Origin of the sequence: Novosphingobium oxfordense (genome assembly GCF_044029435.1) — a bacterium.
In the GTDB taxonomy this organism is placed as follows: Bacteria; Pseudomonadota; Alphaproteobacteria; order Sphingomonadales; family Sphingomonadaceae; genus Novosphingobium.
The window spans coordinates 148429-166303 of sequence record NZ_CP147008.1 but is presented as its reverse complement, the minus strand read 5'-3'; the positions used below and the strand labels follow the sequence as shown (position 1 = coordinate 166303).

The window sequence follows — 17875 nt, the reverse complement described above, 5'->3', positions numbered from 1 at the left end:
AAATGTCACCTTGAGTCGTCAAGTGCCCCCACGTCGCCGCTTCGGGCGGCTTTCGAATTTTTCGAATCGAGGGGCTTCATGTTCAAGACCGTTCTTGCCGCCAGCACGGCGCTAACCGCCATCTGCACCCTTGCGGTGCCCGCCTATGCAGCGGACGACGCGGCTGCGGCCGATGCCCAAGCCGGTGCGCCTGCCGATACCACCTCCGACGACATCATCGTCACCGGTTCCACGCGCGCGCAGCGTCGTTTCGATGTTTCCTACGCGATCAACACGATCTCTCAGGACGACATGGCGAAGATCGCGCCGGTCAACTTCGCGGACCTGATCGGCCAGCTTCCCGGTTTCCAGACCGAGATCACCGGCGGCGAAGTGCAGAACATCTACCGCATTCGCGGTCTGCCCAGCGACGGCGGCTTCGTCAGCTTCCAGCAGGACGGCCTGCCACTGTTCCATGAGAACGACGGCGTGTTCTTCCGCGGTGACGCGCTGATCAAGCCGGATCTGATGACCGACCGCCTGGAAGTGGTGCGCGGCGGCCCGGCGCCGGTCTATGCCAGCTATTCAGGCGCGATCATCAACGCGATCACCGTCACCGGCAGCGACGTAGCGCGCGGCAAGGCGCAAGTGACCTTGGGCGATACCGGCCTCTACCGCTTCGATGCCTATCAGGCGGGGCCGCTTGGCAAGAACACGTATTATGCCGTGGGCGGCTTCATGCGGTACCACGACGGCTATCGCGACAATGGCTTCCCCAACGACAAGGGCGGCCAGATCCGCGCGAACATCAAGCATGATCTTGAGAACGGCTCGATCAAGCTGAGCCTGAACTACGTCAACGATCACAACGTCTTCTATCTGCCCATCCCGACCGCCGATCCGCGCGATCCCAGCGTCAGCCTGGACAAGTACATCGACTACTTCACCGGCACGATGAACTCGCCGGCGTTCCGCAACGTCAACCTGAAGTACCGCGACGGCGCGGGCGTGATCCAGAGCCGCAACAGCGATCTTTCCGATGGCCGCCACATGCAGATGGTGAACTTCGGCGCGCAGTACGATGCCGATTTCGATGGCTGGCTGGTTTCCGCCAAGGCCGGCTACACGCAGGGCAAGCTGGACTTCACGGCGTTCTATTCCACCACCAACCCTGCCGATGCCGATACGTTCGCCAGCAGCTATCTGACCAAGGCGCAGACGGCGTTCGGCGCCGTCGATCATCTGGGTTACGTGCTGGCGGGCACCAACACGGTCTACGATCCGAACGCGGCCTCCGGCCTCGTCATGCAGGGCCAGTACCGCGACATCCATTCGAAGTTCTATTCGGCGCAGGGCAACCTATCCGTCGCGAAGAAGTTCGATACCGGCATCGGCAGCCACGACATCAAGCTGGGCCTCTATGCCAGTGCTTATGGCGAAGACAGCAAGACGCTTTACCAGAACTACCTGATCGAAGTGGCGGGCAAGCCGCGCACGCTCGACCTCGTGGCCTATAACGCTGCCGGTACCGAACTCGGCCGCGTGACCGACAATGGCGTGCTGAACTACGCCGCCACGCTGAACCAGGGCGATAGCGACGCAAAGATGTTCGCGATCTATGCGAACGACACCTGGGAAATCGTGCCGGGCCTGCGCATCGATGCTGGCATTCGCCACGAACGCTATAGCTACAAGGGCTGGGCGGCGCTGACCGAGCAGGTGAACCTGGGCGACGCCACCACGCTGGCGGACGACACCACGCGCGGCTTCACCGGCGCGATCATCAACCAGACGCTGAAGCCCAATGTCACCAACTGGACGGTTGGCGCCAACTACGACTTCAACAGGCACATCGGCATCTACGGCCGCGCTTCGCACCTTGAAACGCCGCCCAGCGTGCAGACGGTGATGAGCATCAACCCGACGATCCTGACCACGATCGCGGATCAGTACGAAGCGGGCCTGAAGCTCGCGTCCGGCCGTTCGTACCTCTACGTCACCGGCTTCTACACCAACTTCGACCCGCTCAACGCCTCGTTCCTTGCCTATGACCCAACCACAGGCCGCAACGACGTGAACGTGCCGTTCGTGGGCGAAGCGCAAGTGAAGGGCGTGGAATTCGACGGTGCTTGGTCGGTCACCCCGTGGTTCACGCTGAACGGCGCGTTGACGATCAGCGATCCGAAGTACAAGAGCTTCCAGAGCACCACGGGCGCCGATCCGGAACAGGTGGAAGGCAACCAGATCGTTCGCGAACCGAAGATCTACGGCAATATCCGCCCCAGCTTCAACTTCACCACCAGCGGCACGGACGTGTCGATCTACGGGCGCTACACCTACATGGGTAAGCGCTACGTCGATCTCTACAACGACACCGCGCTGCCTGCTTATGGCACCATCGGCGCCGGCTTCACGCTGACGCGCGGTACCTGGCAGATGCAGGTGGTGGGCGACAACCTGTTCAACGCCCACGGCCTGACCGAAGGCAATACCCGCACCGACTCGCTGAGCGGGCAGGGCAGTGCCGAGGCGATTTACGGCCGTCCGATCTTCGGCCGGAACTTCCGCCTTGTCGTGAGCAAGTCCTGGTAATGGTCCGCCGTGCCCAGGGGCTGGCCGCTGCCCTCCTCATGGCGGCCATGCTTCCGGTCTCGACCGTCCCGGCTTCGGCCGGGGCGGTTCGCGATCGCAAGACCGAACTGCTGTCCGATCACCTGTTCCCGATGCTGGCCGAAGTGGGCGGAAACGCGCGCTCGGTGGCGGCGCTGAAGGCCCGCTATGACGTGGCGACCTTGCTGGAAGCCCGCCGCGCGCGCGAAGCGGCTTGCGGAGAGGATGCACTCTGCGCGGCAAAGGCGCTGGTGTGGAGCGATGCAGAGAAGGCGACGCTGGGCACGGCGGCGGCCGGCCTTGTCACCGAACGCAAGTCCGACGACGGCAACCTTGCCGGGCTGGACCGGGAGATCGACGGCATCAACACCGTGATCCGCACTTATGCGCTGGGTCTTGCCCCCCGCTATCCGCAGATCGACGGTTCGGGCATCGCGCCGGATAGCGAGGAAGCGAAGTCTCGCACGATGGCGGCGCTCGCACTCGCCCGCACGCCGCGTGCCGGATCGGCACAGGGGCTGGATACCAGCATAGAATTCGCGCTGGCGCTGCTAGACACCAACGATCGCACCGATGCCATCGGCTATGAACCGATCACCGGCGGCATGAACGCCGCTGCCACGGCGCGGGCGAAGACGATCGACTGGAGGCGCTATCGCTATTCGGCGATGATCGTCACCGGCGTCGGTCCCGAAGTACCGGAAATGGCGCTCAGCCCGCTCAGCAAGCTGCATATCCGGCTGGCGGCCAACCGCTTTGCGGCGGGCGACATCCCGTTCATCGTCGTCACCGGCGGCCGCGCCCACCCGCGCGCCACGCGCTTTACGGAGGCGGAGGAACTGCGCCGCGGCCTGATCGAACGCTATGGCATCCCGGCAGAGGCGATCGTGATCGAGCCCTATGCCCGCCACACGACCACCAACTTGCGCAATGCCACCCGCCGCCTGATGGCGATGGGCGCGCCGCTGGACAAGGACACGCTGGTCGTCTGCAATCCGGGGCAGAGCGTCTATATCGAGAGCCCTTTGTTTATGCAGCGCAATCTGGACGAACTGGGCTATCAGCCGGGGCAGGTGGGCAAGCGCCTCTCGCCCACCGAACTGGAATTCCGTCCCTCGCCCAAATCGGCGCGGATCGATCCGCGCGATCCGCTGGATCCCTGATACGAAAGGCCTGCAAGACATGCGCTTTCCCCTGTTGGCCGCGCTGGGCGCGCTCGCACTCCAGCCTGCCGCCGCCCATGCCTGGGGCGGCACCGCCCATGCCGTGATCGACCGCGCCGCGATCGAGGCGATCCCCGCCGATGGCCCGGTCTTCCTGCGCAAGTATGAGGATTATATCGGCGCCTCCGCCTCGCTGCCTGACAGCTGGCGCGGCGACGACATGAACTTCTCGAAGATCGAGGAAGACCCGAACCACGGTTGGTTTCGTGAGCAGTTCACGTTCCTGAAGCCGATCCCGCGCTCTCGCTATGAGTTCGTGCTGTCGCTCTACAAGCATTACGAGACGATCAAGGACAGCGATCCCGCGACTGCCGCGCGTACCAATGTGCGCTGGACCGGCACGCTGCCCTATGCGGCGATGGAGGCCTATCAGCGACTGATCACCTGCATGCGCTATATCCGCAAGGCGAATGCGGAGGGCGGTGACGCCTCGGTGCCCGAACAGCATTGCGCATTCCAGGTCATCCGTCTGGGCCACTACATCGGCGATGGCGCGCAGCCGCTGCACGATTCGGTCAACAGCGATGGCTGGCGGGGCGATAATCCGCATGACTATACGCGCGACCGAACGATCCATGGCCGGTTCGAAAGCGGTTTCGTGGACGGTATGAAGCTGACCGTTGCCGATATCGCCCCGCGCATCGGCGCGCCGGGGCACCGCGATGGCGACATGTTCGACGCGGTGCTGGCCTACCTCGACAATGCGGGCGACAAGATGGAGACAGTCTACAAGCTGGAAAAGCGCGATCACTTCACCAACTTCGCCGACCGCGACACGCGCGAACTGGTCTATACCCAGACCGGCGACGGCGCCCGCATGCTGCGGGACATGATTTGCCGCGCCTGGGCCGAAAGCGCCACGCCTCCGGCAAAGGTGGTCCCCGCGCCGCTCGATTTCACCAATCCGAAGTTCAATCCCGAGACCGGCTCCGCGCCGGGCTGAACCATCGGGTCGCACGATGGGCCGCGAGCGCCGCGAGCACACGCTCGTGCCGGTCGTGGCCCATCCCCATGCGCGACAGCAGCACGATCGCGCCGATGGCGCCCAGGATCGGCAGGCCAAGGCCCAGCGCCATCATTCCGGCCTTGACGCTTTCGCCCTGCACTCCGCCGGGAACGTAGCCCAGCCAGCCGAGGGACAGGCCGATCACGACGGAGGCGGCGGCGCCGCTGGCCTTCACCATCACCAGATAGTACGCGAAAAGCCCGGTTTCGAACCGCCGCCCATGGCGCAGCGCCACGAAGTCGACGGCATTGGCCAGCAGGCCCCAAGGCAGCATGAAGACGCAACTGAGCCCGAAGCCCATCAGCAGCGCGCAAGCCGGCAGCACTTCCGGACGGTCGATCAGCAGGCCGAACAGCGCGAAGCCCACGATGGAGATGGCATGGCCCGCCGCCAGAATGCGGCTCTTGTCGATCCGGCCGGCCAGCGGCGTCCAGACCGCGACGCCGACGAATTGGCCCACCGTCTTGGCAAGTAGCAGCGTGGCGACCAGCCCGGGCCGCTCGATCACGTAGGTTCCGAGATAAAGAAGCATCCGTTCGAAAGCGGGCATGGCGAAGCCGGTGATCACGGCGATCAGGCCCATGGCCAGTACCAGCCTGTCGCGCAGCGGCACGTCGATCCCGTCGCCGTCCGGGCCTTCACACGTCGAAGCCGGCGCGCTGCTCCGCCGGTCGCTGGCCAGTCCGCAGGCCACCATGGTCGCGGCGAAAAGCCCGCCGGCCATGGCGCCCGTCCATGCCAGACTGGCCAGATCGTGCACCCGCACGGCGGATTGCACCATCGGCGTAAGGATCGAGGCGACCGTCAGTGCGCTCGCCGAACTGAAGAAGAAGCGATAGCCGGAAACGCGCCCGCGCGCACGGCTGTCCGCCGATATGCGCGTCATCAGCGCATTGTGCGGCACATCGATCAGGGCATAGGCCCCCCGAAAGACCAGCAGGGCGAAGGCCAGCGCCCAGGCCTGGCCGATGCCGAGTGCGGGCATGGTGTAGAGGAAGGCAAAGGCAAGCCCGCCGGGAAGCGACCCGGCCGCGATCATCCAGCGATAGCCTTTGCCTGAGCGGCGGAGCCTGATCACCAGCTTGGCGGCAAGCAGATCGAACACGAGGTCGCCCGCCAGCGCTACCAGCATCAGCATGCCGGACATCGCGCCAGAAAACCCGAACAGGTCGGTCAGCAGGAACAGGAAAGTGACGTCCGCGCCGGAGAACACCAGATTCTTGCCGAAATTGCCCGACGAATAGGCGATCAGCCGGGATTCACGGCCCAATGCTACGGACCGTGGGATGGATGGCGTGGCCGCTCGGCCTGAATCGAACATGGACTTTCCTGCTGCGCCGACGGGGGGATCGGCGACTGGCGGGCTAGGAGAGAACTGTGACAATTGGCGGACAGCCGATGCCCATCGGGCCCACGGCGGTTTTCTCACTCCATCCGGGATCTGGAGCGGGCTATTATCAAGAGCGGGACGGGCGGCGCAGGATCAGGTTCCCTCCGCTGCGTTCCACCTGGGCATCGACGATGGTTGCGACGGCCCGGCTGAAGCCCACCGGATCGTTTGCGGCGAACAAGCCGGTAATGGGTTCGGCGGCGAGTGCGGGATCCTCTATGACGATACGGATATCGCTATAGCGCGCGAACTGGGCGGCGGCCTGGTCCAGCCGGTCGCCCTCGAAAGCGATCTTGCCTTCGCGCCATGCCAGTTGCTGCGTGATCGCCCGGGGCGCGACGGTCTGCGGTGTGGGGGCGGGTGCATCGCCGGAAAGCTCGGGCACGATGAGTAGCGTACCCGCCGAAAGGCCGATCGGCGCGAAGGCCTGCTTGGCCGGGGCGAACTGGATGTGGCCCTGGTCGACCAGCACGTCGGCGGGCCTGTCCGGCAGACGGCGTACCCGAAAGGAGCCAAGCGACGTGGCGATGTGGCCGTTGCCCAGTTCGACTATGAAAGGACGCCGATCGTTCCGGGTGACCGTGAAGAAGACTTCGCCGTAAAGGACCTGAATTCGCCTTTGTTCGGCGCCATAAAGCACGCGCACGCTGGTCTCGGTATTCAGCTCCATGCTGGAGCCGTCTTCCAGAGGCACGCGCCTTATCTCTCCCCGCCGCGTGGTGATCGCCCCCGCGCTGGATGAGAAGGCGCTACCCAGCGCGACCAATGCCGCCGTGGCCACCGCGCCTCGGCCGGCCCAGAGCATGGCCGTGCGCCGGCTATGCGGGGAAGCGAGTTGGCGGGGCGCTGCCGCCGTTTCCTCTTTGTGCGTTTCCGCGAAATCGCGCGTATCGAAACCGGTGCCCAAGGCCCGTGCCGATTCGCTCATCATCGACAAGGCATCGGCGCGCATGAAGGCGCCGCGCCGACGCGCGTCCCCTTTCATCCAGGCCTGGAAGGCCTGCTCTTCGTCTTCACGCAATGGCCCACGATCGATCCGCGCGACCCAGTCCGCCGCAGCGGCATCAATGTCGTGACTGGTTTCCCGATCGGCCATCTAGCGAGATACACTCCAGATCATTTTCCTTAGAGGCGTTTGCCGGCGCGTTTCCTCTATCGGCAAATCGCTCAATAAGGAATCGGATGCCGCGGGAAATATGTTTTTCCACCGTACTTTCGGAAAGCGCCATCCTTTCAGCGATTTCCCGCTGCGAAAAGGAATGGACCCGCCGCAGCACGAAAGCTTCCCGCGTCCGCTCCGGCATGGCGGCGATGGCCCGGGCCAGCCGCTTCAATTCGTCGCGGTCGAATGCAACCTGCTCGGGAGAGGGCATGTCATCGGGAAAGTCCAGGTGGGCAAGGTCCTCCACCGCGTGGATGGGCACCACCCGCGAACGCCGGACGTGGCGGACGATGACCGAACGCGCGACCTGGAAAAGATAGGCGCGTGGGAAGCGGATATGTTGCAGGTCGGGAAGGTCGGCGATCACCGCATAGGCTTCCTGGATGACGTCGTCGGGTTCGAGCCCGGCCGGACATTTGCGGGCAAGCCAACTGCGCAGTGCGGGTTCATGAGGCAACATGTTGCGCAGAAACCACCGCGTCCGCTCTCTCTCGATCCCGCTCATCAGCAGCCCCATGCAGCAAAGGCCCACAGGCTCTGCCCGGCATCGGTGAAGCCAGCGGAGAGATGCGCCCATAATTATCTGGCGGCCTGCTATCCGACGTATGTGACAGCTTTGTTCCGTAATGCGAAATTTGCCGCACGAAGACGCCGGACCGAGCCTGTGCTGCCGCTGAAGGTGCTGCACGGCGGGGCATCTCCACCCAATCCCCGTGATGCGATCGCGCCCGCTCACGGCCTTTCTCGGACGCATCGGTGCCGTCGAATTCGCCGATTCGCCGCAAGTGACGGGATGAAGGCAGGTAATCAATAGAAAGTGAAATGTCCCAAAATGGACAACGTTGCTGTTAACTAACAATTTGCATTTGCCTGTTCCGTGATCCCTTTCTAAGCCCCGTTTCACAGTGAGTTACTCGCAGATTCGGGCAGCAGGGGGCCGCTCGCGTCGCCAGACATTAAGTGGGGGCTTAATGATTTTCGTTCCATTCCGGCGAATATCGCACGCAGCCTTGTGCGCTGGCGGCGTTCTGGCAGGGGTGCTGGCAGCATCCTCGGCCCAGGCGCATACCGACTCGGTCGCGATCGACGTCACCGCTCGTATCAAGGAACGTTGCGGCTTCGCTTCCAGCGGGCCCGACGACCTTGCCGCACCCCGCGATCTTGAGAGCGCGGCCAATTTTACCGTCGCGGTCGGGCTCGACTGCAACACGCCCTATGCGCTTGGCGTCACTTCGCAAAGTGGTGGGCTGATGAACGTCGACGCGACGAACGACGGTTCCGGATATGCCTTCAGCAAGCGCTACCGCGTTTCCGTGGCGCTCGATACCGACAAGGGCATCGTGCGCAGCCAGCGCTGCACTTCCAGTGAAATGGAAGACGGCGGCAGCTGCGATTTCGCCAGCCTCGTGCCGGGGCGCGGGCTGAAATCGGGCTCCGGCATCAGCGTCGGTCGCAATGCCGTGATCACCATCGATTGGCCGGCGCAAGCCACCAACGAGCCTCGCCTTGCGGCGGGTCACTACAAGGACACTCTAATTCTGGTGGTTGGGCCACGCGCATAAGCGCACCTCGCCACCTAGAAGGACGGAGCGTGGGTCGACGCGCCGTTCAGCCATCGGCTGCCTGACCGGGCATCCGGTTTAACTCGCGGGGCCAGCACCAGCAGCCCTTCATTCTCCGGCGCCATTCCGCGCCAAAATGCTCAAGGGAGTTAAGTTATGAAGCGTTCGATCCTCGCCGCCAGCGCGGTTGCCATGCTCGCCGTTGCCGGTTCGGCTCAGGCTGCCACCACCGCCAACATCGCCATCAATGCGCAGGTCAATAGCAAGTGCGGCATCACGTCGACGGCTTCGTCGATCACCCTCGGCGACTTGACCGATTCTGAAGCGAAGGTTCGCTCGACCGTCACTGACGAAATCGCTCAGAAGCTGAACGACGCGGACGTTATTGCATTTTGCAACACTGGTGGAAGCAGTGTTAACGTCAAGCGTGCTGTGCTTTCTTTGAAGGATGCAAAGTTCAGCAACGATTTTGCTGAGGGCGGCTTCGCCCAGCAGATTCGCTACAACCTCGATACATCGATCGGCGGTCTGGCCCTCGACTCGACTTCGACGCCTGGCGCTACCACGGTTGCGAAGCGTTTCGGCGGTCACTTCAGCTCGAGCGACTCTTCGACCCACATCCTGTTCACCAAGGCTGTTGCTGACGGGACCGCCGTTCCGACCGTTGGCACGTACGATCCGACTGCCGTCAACTGGGGATCGAACACCGATCGTCGGATGGCTGCTGGCAACTACTCGGGTTACGTTCTGATCGAACTGACCCCGGGCGCCTGATCGCGTCAGGAGGCGGGCCTCGGCCCGCCTCCACCCTTTTTTGTTCAGGCAATTTCAGATGAGCAAGATGACTTCACGCTTTACGCGCCGCGCCGTGCGTCCGTGGCTGACCGCAATCGCATTGCTGGCAAGCGCCAGCCCCGTCCTGGCTCTCAACGTGCAGCCGGTGGTGGTCGACCTGCAGACCGTCGGCCGCCAAGCCTCGGCCGTTGTCACCTTGCAGAATACCTTCCCGGATCCCGTCCCAGTCGAAGTCACGGTTCATCCGGTTCACATCGTGGACGGACAGTTGCGTGAAGCCGAGGATGAGGAAAACGACGATATTCTCGTATTTCCCAGCCAGGCCACGCTGGCCGGCAACCAGACGCAGGCCTTCCGCATCCAGTGGGTGGGTGATCCGAAGCCGGGCGAGAGCGAGCACTTCTATGTGACGATCGCCCAGTTGCCGGTGGCCATGGCGGCCGCGCAGAATACCATTCAGGTGCTCCATCGCTTCAAGGTGCTCGTCAGCGTCGGCGGCGGTGATGCCAAGCCGTCGTTCAAGGTCGTGGAGGCCAAGATCGGCCAGGACGCGACCGGAAAGCCCCAGCCCGTGGTGACGATCGCCAACGAGGGGGCGACTTACGGCTATGTCGCCAGCAATCGCATGACCGTGATCGAGCGTCGCGGCGACGGTACAGAAGCCTATCGCAAGACTTTCGAGCCCGAGGAAATTCGCGACAGCATGGGGCTGGGCCTTGTGCCGGCGAAAGCCAGCCGGGTGCTGCCGATGAACGTGGTGTTGCCGGACAGTGCGGGCACCTTGTCGGTCGAGCTGAACCCGTCCGGAAGCAAATGACGCTGTGGCGCAAAGGACCTCTCTTTACCTGCTGGGCTTGGCGGGACTGGCGCCGCTGAGCGCCCTTGCGGCTCCGGCCGACGGCAATTTTGTCCCGGAATCGGCGGATAAGGCTGCGGCGGCGGATGACCCAGTGCAGCCGGCAGTCACGCCCTTTGCGCGCAAGACCTCTGCGGATGGCACCTCGACTCCGACGCCGACGTTCGGCGGCCAGCGCCTCAATGCGACCGGACGCGATATCCCCATGGGCGGGCCGCTGTCCGACAATGGTTTCGTGCTGGGCGAGGTCTCCTACACGCTAACGGCAGACGACCGCATTCTGGTCGATACGCAGGAACTGCTCGACCTGCTGCGCAGTGTGCTTTCCACCAACGACTGGAACCGCATTTCCGCCAGTCTGGAGGGCAAGAAGCAGGTCGCGACCGGCGATCTGGCAGGGCTGGGCCTGAAGCTCACTTACGACACGGCCAGCCTTGGTCTGAAGCTGGATCTCGATCCGACGATGCGCCAGCGTCAGTCGATCCACGTCATGAGCGGTTATGAGTCCGTGGCGGGGCCGGTCCAGCCGGCAGAGGACGTGTCCGCCTATCTCACGGCCTTCGTCAACAGCGACTACGTGCACAAGGGCGACAACACCGGCTTCCAGACGCCGAACATCGTCTATGACAGCGCGGTGCGGGTGAAGGGCTTCGTCCTGGAGAACGAAGGCAGCATCCAGGACAGCTTCCGCCGCGAAGGCACCCGCATCGTCTATGACGACGAGCGCCATCTGGCGCGCTATACCGCCGGCGATCTGGAGCCGGTCGCGCGTGGTTTTTCCGGCACCAGCCCGATGGCCGGCCTGTCGATGTCGCGCGTCTATGCGGACCTTGATCCGCAGCGCAACATCCAGCCGCGCGGCCAGCGCTCGTTCACCCTGACGCGCGCGTCGACGGTCGAGACCATCGTCAACGGCCAGTCGGTGCAGGTGACCCGCCTCAATCCCGGCACTTACGACATTGGCGATTTCCCGTTCGCGCAAGGGTCGAACAACGTGCAGCTTCTGGTGCGCGACGATAGCGGCCGGGAGAACGTGATCTCGTTCTCGATCAACTTCGATCGCACCCTGCTGGCCGCCGGGATCAGCGAGTTCGGCCTCTACGCCGGCGTGAAGGCACCGTTCACCACCGGTGGGCGGCACTATACGAACGATCCGATTGCCTCGGGCTTCTTCCGCCATGGCTTGACCGAGGAATTGACCGTCGGCGCCAACTTCCAGGCACAGCAGCGCGGCGGCGTGGGCGGTGCCGAAGTGGTCTGGGCCTCGCCGATCGGAACGCTGTCGCTGAACGCCGCCGGATCGCACAATACTTCGATCGGCAACGGCTACGCGATCAATATCGGCTATGAATTCTCGCGTGTGGGGAAGGCGGGCAATTCCCGTTCGCTCACCGGCTCAATCCAGGCAACGAGCAAGAATTTCTCGCTGCCGGACAGTCTTACCGCAAGCAACCCCTATTCGCTGGAAATCGGGGCGACCTATTCGCAGTCGCTGGATGCCAACAACTACTTCAGCCTGGATGGTTTCTATTCCGTCGGTCGGTCGGGGAAGAAGGATCAGGTGACCGCAAGCGCCACTTACGGGTGGCGTCCCAATCAGCGGATATTGCTGACGGCGGAGGGTTTCTACGAGCGCAACGAACGCGGCAATGGCCCCGGCGCGCGGCTTTCGTTGATCTATCGCTTCGATCGCAGCTCCAGCGTCAATGCCGATTTCGATACGCAGAACGATCGTGCGCGACTGAGCTACCAACGCTCCAGCGGGACCGGCGTGGGTTCGTACAACGCCTCTGCCAACATCGATCGTGTCGAGGATTCGGTGGGCGTCAACGCCGCGGTGAACGTGCTGACCAATCGCGCCGAAGTGGGCGCGGCGCATTACACCTCGTTCTCGAACAGCGGCACGATCGTGGATCAGCGCACTTCGGTGCGGACGGCGTTCTCGCTGGCCTTCGCGGGCGGCAGCTTCGCGCTCTCGCGCCCGATCTACGACAGTTTCGCGATCGTCAAGCCGCATGCCTCGCTGGATGGCAAGGCCGTCTATCTCGATCCGCGCCAGGATGACTACATGGCGAAATCGGGGACGTTCGGCGGTGCGGTCATGCCGCAATTGACCGCCTATTCACCGCGCTTGCTGACGTACGACGTGCCGGACGCTCCGGCCGGATACGATGTGGGCACCGGCGTCATCCAGTTCCGCCCGCCGTACCGTTCCGGCCACCTGATCGAGATCGGGTCGGACTACTTCGTCACTTACACCGGCCAGCTGCTCAAGCCCGACGGCACGCCGCTTGCGCTGGTGGGTGGCCGGGTAACCGAACTTGCTGCGCCGGATCGCAAACCGGTGGAGATGTTCACGAACCGCGCCGGCCGCTTTGCCGTGCAGGGCCTGCGCGCGGGCAAATGGCGCATTGAAATGCCCACGGACGAGGGCACGCTCGTCTATATAATCGACGTGACGTCATCCACAGGCGCCGCCCTGCAACGCAGCGGCGCATTGAAGCCGGAGGGAACCCCATGAAGATCGCCGCCACTCTTCTGTCCTGCGGCATCCTCGCTTTGGCCGCGCCTCAGGCTGCGCGCGCCGCCTGTGCGGATTTCCGGGCATCGACCAGCGAATTGACCGTGGACTACGATCCGTTCAACCGCTCCGAGGTGGAACGCACCTTCACCATTCACGTGCGCCGTCTGGCCCCCCGGATTACGGGCGTGCGGATGGTTCTGGCGAACCCGGGCGCGATCAACCGGGGCGCCGCTTTCGGGCGCAACGAATCGGTGCGCTACGACATTCGCTGGGTTCGCGACACCGGCCGCAACGTGCTCGTTTCCGGCGCCGAACAGCCGAACGCCACGAATGGCGCTCTGATCGAATTCGGCCAGCGATCGACCGGCGACAATGTGAACGAAAGCTTCCGCATCCAGATTCCGGCCGGGCAGGGCATTGTCGCGGGGCACTATTACCAGCCGCTGGAGGTGCGCTTCGCCTGCATGGCGGGCCGGGACGAGATCGATCGCGGTATGCAGTTGGGTAGCCAGGTTGCGGTCGACCTGACCGTGCCTGAGCGGATTGCCACGTTCGTGGGCTCCGTCGGCAATCAGCGCGGGCGGATCGATTTCGGCGATATCGACGGCACCGGCGGAAACGTCACGCGCGGGCTGGCTGTCACGGCGCAGTCGACCGTACCTTACGAGATTCGCGTCGCGCAGGAGCGTGGGGCCATGAAGCGCTTCGACAATGACGACGCGGCATTGCCCTATGCGCTCAAAATTTCGGGATTTCCGGTTTCGAACCAGTCGACGATCGCGTGTAGCCAGACCCCGGCACCGGGTGGCCGGAACCATAACGTCCAGGTCGAACTTGCCGCGGCAGACATCCGGCGCCTTCCTGCGGGACAGTACGCGGACGTGGTTACCCTGACCTTTTCGCCGCGCCTTGGCCTGGCCGGCGGAGACGGATGCTCGGCAACGAGGCCCTGATCGGCGTCGTTAGAGCGTTTTCTAATCGGGTGGAATCACCTGATGACTCGGAAAACGCCGCAAACCAAAATCTTAGAGCAGTTCCGATGCAATCGGATCGGAAACTGCTTTAGAAGACGGCGCCCTTGGGTTCCGCTTCGAGGCTGAGGTTCATCGACTCGTCCGGCGTCTGGTTGAGGACTAGGCGCAGCGGCTGTTCGCGATAGGCCGGCATGCGGTTATCGACGATGACCGTGTGCGTTTCATTCGGCGAAATCGGCACGCGAACGCCGCCCACGTCCACCCAGGCGTCGATCAGCCCGGCGGGATGGTAAAGCGTGACGGTGTAGCCAGAGATGTCGTTACACAGTTCGTGCATGACGCCCAGATCGTTGGCCCCAGTCTGGAGGGCTTGCATCCGCGAGCCTGCGACGCTCACCTGGCAGACGGTGGGCACGCGTCCCGAGATCGAGATAGACGCGCCATCGTAGGCATTGGCAGACGTTGCGAAACCGAGCAGCAATGCGCCAACCAAAGCGCCGCACTTCATTCCGGACCTGGACATATCGAGCCTCCTGATGAAGCTGACAATCGCCCATGCCGGCTAAACTGCGGTTAAATGGCATGGTTAAGCGATCTTAGCTATTTTCCCGTAGTTCGGCTTTTCTAGGCGGCCCGGGCATTTCGACTATCGGCGGACACCGGCGATGCTCGCTGCATCGAAATCGATGCGGCGGCCAGGGCTTGCCGCAGCCGGATAACTTTCCGGCAACTCTTCACGCGTGGTTCTGTTCCCATTCCATTTTTTGCATCGACAGTTGTGCAGATAACCTTTGAAGGTTACCTTCACATCTCCTATCTCGCCGGCATGGACGACAAGCGGTACGATCTTGCGGCGCCTGACATGGATTCCTCGGCCGCCAGGCTGGCGCAGGATCTGCGCTTGCTGGTCGGCCGGATGAAGCGCCGCCTGCGCGAACAGGCGGGAGCGGGCGACCTGACGCCTTCCCAAACCTCCGTATTGCTTCGGCTGGAAAAGCACGGACCGGCGACGACATCCGATCTTGCCCGTGCGGAGGGCATGCGGCCGCAATCGATGGGCGCGGTGATTTCCGCGCTTGAAGAGGCGGGAATGGTGATCGGCACGCCCGATCCCGCCGATGGCCGCCGCACGATCCTGTCCCTGAGCGAGAATTGCCGCAACTGGATGCAGGAAGGACGCGCGGCCCGGCAGGACTGGCTTGCGCGGACCATTCACGCACGGCTGGACACGGAGGAGCAGGAGGTTCTGGCCACCGCACTCGCCCTGCTGAAACGCCTTGTCGACGATTGAGATTTCGCTGCCGAAACGAATGGACATTCGATGCTGACTGTACTGGACCCCGTCACGGCGCTGATCGTTGTGGATTTGCAGAAGGGACTGATGGACTATCCCTTCATCCATCCCATCGAGCCGGTCGTGCAGCGCGCCGCCGCCTTGATCGCGGCGTTTCGTGCTCGGGAGCTTCCAGTCGTATTGGTCAACGCGACAGGCCGGGCGCCGGGGCGGACCGAGCAACCCGGACGCGGAGGCGATGCGTTTCCGGATGGGTTTGCCGATTTCCTGCCGGAACTGGGCCAGCATCCGGACGACATCGTCGTGACCAAGCGGACTTGGGGTGCCTTCACCGGCACCGGGCTGGATGAACGGCTGAAGGCCTTGGGCGTAACCCAGGTCGTCGTTGCCGGCGTCGCCACCGGAACCGGCGTGGATGCGACGGCACGGCAAGCCTACGAACTGGGTTTCAACGTGACGCTGGCGATCGACGCGATGACAGATTCCCGCCAGCGGGCGCACGACTACAGCATCGAAGCGCTATTTCCACGGCTGGGCGAAACCGGGACGACCGAAGCGATCGTCGAACTATTGGCTGCAAGGGCGTGCTGACATGAACGGGCTGCATCTTCTCTCCTATGTCTTCGGCGGCGCCTTTCTGGCGAACTGCCTGCCCCATCTGGCCGCAGGCATGATGGGGCGCGCATTCCAGAGCCCGTTTGCAAAGCCACCGGGGGAGGGGCTTTCCTCTGCACGCACCAATGTGATCTGGGGCTTTGCCAATCTTGTCGCGGCCTATTTCCTGGTCTGCCGCGTCGGGGCGTTCGACTTGCGCAACGGGCTTCATGCGTTGGCATTGGGAGTAGGAATAGTGCTGCTGGCACTTTTCGCGGCCGGGCATTTCGGTCGCTTCCACGGCGGGAACGAACCGGAACGCCCATGACCGGAAGTTTTCGCATGTTCAGGTCGCTGCAGAGCTTCAACTACCGGATCTGGGTGGGCGGCGCCTTCGTATCCAATATCGGAACCTGGGTGCAGCGCACCGCGCAGGACTGGCTGGTGCTGACGCAATTGACGCATCACAGCGCATCGGCGGTGGGCGTGGTGATGGCCTTGCAGTTCGGCCCGCAGATGCTGCTTCTGCCCTGGACGGGCTATGTCGCGGATCACTTCAACCAGCGCAAGGTGCTGCTGCTGACCCAGGCGGCGATGGGCATTCTGGCGCTGGCTCTGGGCGTTTTGACGGTTACCGGGCTGGTGCAACTGTGGCACGTCTACGTCTTCGCCTTCCTGTTCGGCAGCGCGGCGGCATTCGACGCACCGGTGCGGCAGACCTTCGTTGCCGAACTGGTAGGCGACGCGGATCTGCCCAATGCGGTGGCGCTCAATTCCACATCGTTCAATGCCGCGCGCATGGTCGGCCCGGCGGTCGCGGGGATCGTCATTGCCGGGGTGGGAACGGGCTGGGCCTTCCTGTTGAATGGCACCTCGTTCATCGGCGTCCTTGTTTCGCTGATGCTGCTGCGAACGGCTGAACTGCACCGGCAGCCGCGTGCCCAGCGGCAGCGCGGCAGCTTTACCGCAGGCTTGCGCTACGTCCTGGGGCGGGAGGATCTGAAGGCGATCCTCATCATGCTCTTCCTGATCGGCACGTTCGGGCTGAATTTTCCGATCTTCATCTCGGTCATGGCAGTGCGGATCTTCCATGCCGATGCGCTTCAGTACGGCGTGCTTTCTTCCTGCATGGCGCTGGGTACGATGGCGGGCGCGCTGGTTGCCGCCAGCCGCGAGAAGGCCCGGTTCAACGCATTGCTGGCGGGCGCCGCAGCGTTTGGAGTGGGGTGCAGCCTTGCCGCGATCGCGCCGTGGTACTGGGCATTCGCGGCGGCGCTGGTGGTGACGGGTGTCGCGGCGCTCACCTTCACCAATGCATCCAACGTGCTGATGCAGCTTTCGACAGAGCCGGCCATGCGCGGGCGCGTGATGGCGCTGCGCGTGGGCGTCGCCCTGGGAGGAACGCCGATCGGCGCGCCGATCGTGGGGTGGGTGGCGGACAGTTTCGGCCCGCGCTTTGCCTTGGGCGTGGGCGCCGCGTCCGGCTTCGCGGCGGCGATCGTGGGGCTGCTGCTGATAACGCGCAAGTCATCCGGGATGCGCAGTCCGGCCTGACTTCGGCGTGCGGGCAACGATCGCCTGCCGGGCAGGGGAGCCAAGCCTAATCGCTGGATAACTGGATCTGGGGCATGGACGCCCTCGCGCAATCGGCGCTAGCGGCCCGCGCATGAGTATTATCGCCCAGATCATGAACACCACCACCGGCCAAGTCATTCAGAAGATGAAGTTCGAGCGTATGCCGAAGCCGTGGGTAACCTTTCATCTTTCAACCGGCGAGCAGGTCACCGCAGATCGCGTGCATGTCGGCAAGCCTGCTCCGGGCAAGTTCATCACGCCCGTCGAAGTTTGGGTGACGCCCAAGGTATAAGCCGGCCGCCGGACGCAGGCTGCCGCGTCTTGTGCGCTC

Annotated in this window: 17 protein-coding genes; 13 read left to right on the top strand and 4 right to left on the bottom strand. The window is 63.7% G+C overall.

Annotation, left to right across the window (positions count from 1 at the left end):
* The first annotated feature begins 78 nt into the window (after window positions 1–78).
* From WBP07_RS23775 to WBP07_RS23765, 3 genes are read left to right on the top strand one after another with little or no spacing between them, the layout of a single operon-like run.
* On the top strand, window positions 79–2571 hold the full coding sequence (locus tag WBP07_RS23775) for a TonB-dependent receptor (RefSeq protein ID WP_395397553.1): 2493 nt from the start codon (window positions 79–81) through the stop codon (window positions 2569–2571).
* Complete coding sequence (locus WBP07_RS23770; protein WP_395397552.1) at window positions 2571–3752, top strand: YdcF family protein; 1182 nt, start codon at window positions 2571–2573, stop codon at window positions 3750–3752. The genes WBP07_RS23775 and WBP07_RS23770 overlap by 1 nt, the downstream gene beginning before the upstream one ends.
* A gap of 19 nt (window positions 3753–3771) precedes the next feature.
* Window positions 3772–4755: a nuclease gene (locus WBP07_RS23765; protein ID WP_395397551.1), complete on the top strand. Its 984-nt coding sequence runs from the start codon at window positions 3772–3774 to the stop codon at window positions 4753–4755.
* Here WBP07_RS23765 and WBP07_RS23760 read toward each other — a convergent pair.
* The 3 genes from WBP07_RS23760 to WBP07_RS23750 form a co-directional block, all read right to left on the bottom strand.
* Window positions 4724–6139 (bottom strand): MFS transporter, encoded by a 1416-nt coding sequence (locus WBP07_RS23760; RefSeq protein ID WP_395397550.1) that lies wholly within the window; start codon window positions 6137–6139, stop codon window positions 4724–4726. The genes WBP07_RS23765 and WBP07_RS23760 overlap by 32 nt on opposite strands.
* A 136-nt stretch (window positions 6140–6275) precedes the next feature.
* Window positions 6276–7304 (bottom strand): FecR family protein, encoded by a 1029-nt coding sequence (locus WBP07_RS23755; protein WP_395397549.1) that lies wholly within the window; start codon window positions 7302–7304, stop codon window positions 6276–6278.
* On the bottom strand, window positions 7273–7875 hold the full coding sequence (locus WBP07_RS23750) for an RNA polymerase sigma factor (protein ID WP_395397548.1): 603 nt from the start codon (window positions 7873–7875) through the stop codon (window positions 7273–7275). Before WBP07_RS23750 ends, WBP07_RS23755 begins: the two co-directional genes overlap by 32 nt.
* Window positions 7876–8380: 505 nt before the next feature.
* On the opposite strand from WBP07_RS23750, the gene WBP07_RS23745 reads away from it, so the two are divergent.
* The 5 genes from WBP07_RS23745 (at window position 8381) to WBP07_RS23725 (ending at window position 14060) form a co-directional block, all read left to right on the top strand.
* On the top strand, window positions 8381–8932 hold the full coding sequence (locus tag WBP07_RS23745) for a hypothetical protein (protein ID WP_395397547.1): 552 nt from the start codon (window positions 8381–8383) through the stop codon (window positions 8930–8932).
* A gap of 156 nt (window positions 8933–9088) precedes the next feature.
* A complete protein-coding gene (locus WBP07_RS23740; protein ID WP_395397546.1) occupies window positions 9089–9706 on the top strand; it encodes a hypothetical protein in 618 nt (205 codons plus the stop codon).
* Window positions 9707–9764: 58 nt separating this feature from the next.
* The gene (locus WBP07_RS23735) at window positions 9765–10544 is read left to right on the top strand and encodes a molecular chaperone (protein ID WP_395397545.1); all 780 of its coding nucleotides are present in this window, start codon (window positions 9765–9767) and stop codon (window positions 10542–10544) included.
* Window positions 10545–10548: 4 nt separating this feature from the next.
* A complete protein-coding gene (locus WBP07_RS23730) occupies window positions 10549–13104 on the top strand; it encodes a fimbria/pilus outer membrane usher protein (protein WP_395397544.1) in 2556 nt (851 codons plus the stop codon).
* Window positions 13101–14060 carry a hypothetical protein gene (locus tag WBP07_RS23725; RefSeq protein ID WP_395397543.1) on the top strand — a complete coding sequence of 320 codons (960 nt, stop codon included), beginning with the start codon at window positions 13101–13103 and terminating at the stop codon, window positions 14058–14060. Before WBP07_RS23730 ends, WBP07_RS23725 begins: the two co-directional genes overlap by 4 nt.
* A gap of 109 nt (window positions 14061–14169) precedes the next feature.
* Here WBP07_RS23725 and WBP07_RS23720 read toward each other — a convergent pair whose 3' ends face one another.
* Window positions 14170–14604, bottom strand: a complete 435-nt coding sequence (locus WBP07_RS23720) for a hypothetical protein (RefSeq protein ID WP_395397542.1) — start codon at window positions 14602–14604, stop codon at window positions 14170–14172.
* A gap of 303 nt (window positions 14605–14907) precedes the next feature.
* Between WBP07_RS23720 and WBP07_RS23715 the strand changes: the two genes are divergently transcribed.
* From WBP07_RS23715 to WBP07_RS23695, 5 genes are all read left to right on the top strand, one after another.
* Window positions 14908–15372, top strand: a complete 465-nt coding sequence (locus tag WBP07_RS23715; protein ID WP_395397541.1) for a MarR family winged helix-turn-helix transcriptional regulator — start codon at window positions 14908–14910, stop codon at window positions 15370–15372.
* 30 nt (window positions 15373–15402) lie between these two features.
* Complete coding sequence (locus WBP07_RS23710; RefSeq protein WP_395397540.1) at window positions 15403–15966, top strand: cysteine hydrolase family protein; 564 nt, start codon at window positions 15403–15405, stop codon at window positions 15964–15966.
* Window position 15967: 1 nt separating this feature from the next.
* Complete coding sequence (locus tag WBP07_RS23705; protein WP_395397539.1) at window positions 15968–16297, top strand: hypothetical protein; 330 nt, start codon at window positions 15968–15970, stop codon at window positions 16295–16297.
* A gap of 14 nt (window positions 16298–16311) precedes the next feature.
* On the top strand, window positions 16312–17523 hold the full coding sequence (locus WBP07_RS23700) for an MFS transporter (protein WP_395397538.1): 1212 nt from the start codon (window positions 16312–16314) through the stop codon (window positions 17521–17523).
* Window positions 17524–17635: 112 nt separating this feature from the next.
* Window positions 17636–17836 carry a hypothetical protein gene (locus WBP07_RS23695; protein ID WP_395397537.1) on the top strand — a complete coding sequence of 67 codons (201 nt, stop codon included), beginning with the start codon at window positions 17636–17638 and terminating at the stop codon, window positions 17834–17836.
* The last annotated feature ends 39 nt before the right edge of the window (window positions 17837–17875 follow it).

What these genes read in the sequence shown, in the direction of transcription:
- WBP07_RS23775 (WP_395397553.1), top strand. Translation starts at nt 79, where the DNA reads ATGTTCAAGACCGTTCTTGCCGCCAGCACGGCGCTAACCGCCATCTGC.
- WBP07_RS23770 (WP_395397552.1), top strand. Translation starts at nt 2,571, where the DNA reads ATGGTCCGCCGTGCCCAGGGGCTGGCCGCTGCCCTCCTCATGGCGGCC.
- WBP07_RS23765 (WP_395397551.1), top strand. Translation starts at nt 3,772, where the DNA reads ATGCGCTTTCCCCTGTTGGCCGCGCTGGGCGCGCTCGCACTCCAGCCT.
- WBP07_RS23760 (WP_395397550.1), bottom strand. Translation starts at nt 6,139, where the DNA reads ATGTTCGATTCAGGCCGAGCGGCCACGCCATCCATCCCACGGTCCGTA.
- WBP07_RS23755 (WP_395397549.1), bottom strand. Translation starts at nt 7,304, where the DNA reads ATGGCCGATCGGGAAACCAGTCACGACATTGATGCCGCTGCGGCGGAC.
- WBP07_RS23750 (WP_395397548.1), bottom strand. Translation starts at nt 7,875, where the DNA reads ATGAGCGGGATCGAGAGAGAGCGGACGCGGTGGTTTCTGCGCAACATG.
- WBP07_RS23740 (WP_395397546.1), top strand. Translation starts at nt 9,089, where the DNA reads ATGAAGCGTTCGATCCTCGCCGCCAGCGCGGTTGCCATGCTCGCCGTT.
- WBP07_RS23735 (WP_395397545.1), top strand. Translation starts at nt 9,765, where the DNA reads ATGAGCAAGATGACTTCACGCTTTACGCGCCGCGCCGTGCGTCCGTGG.
- WBP07_RS23725 (WP_395397543.1), top strand. Translation starts at nt 13,101, where the DNA reads ATGAAGATCGCCGCCACTCTTCTGTCCTGCGGCATCCTCGCTTTGGCC.
- WBP07_RS23720 (WP_395397542.1), bottom strand. Translation starts at nt 14,604, where the DNA reads ATGTCCAGGTCCGGAATGAAGTGCGGCGCTTTGGTTGGCGCATTGCTG.
- WBP07_RS23715 (WP_395397541.1), top strand. Translation starts at nt 14,908, where the DNA reads ATGGACGACAAGCGGTACGATCTTGCGGCGCCTGACATGGATTCCTCG.
- WBP07_RS23710 (WP_395397540.1), top strand. Translation starts at nt 15,403, where the DNA reads ATGCTGACTGTACTGGACCCCGTCACGGCGCTGATCGTTGTGGATTTG.
- WBP07_RS23705 (WP_395397539.1), top strand. Translation starts at nt 15,968, where the DNA reads ATGAACGGGCTGCATCTTCTCTCCTATGTCTTCGGCGGCGCCTTTCTG.
- WBP07_RS23700 (WP_395397538.1), top strand. Translation starts at nt 16,312, where the DNA reads ATGTTCAGGTCGCTGCAGAGCTTCAACTACCGGATCTGGGTGGGCGGC.
- WBP07_RS23695 (WP_395397537.1), top strand. Translation starts at nt 17,636, where the DNA reads ATGAGTATTATCGCCCAGATCATGAACACCACCACCGGCCAAGTCATT.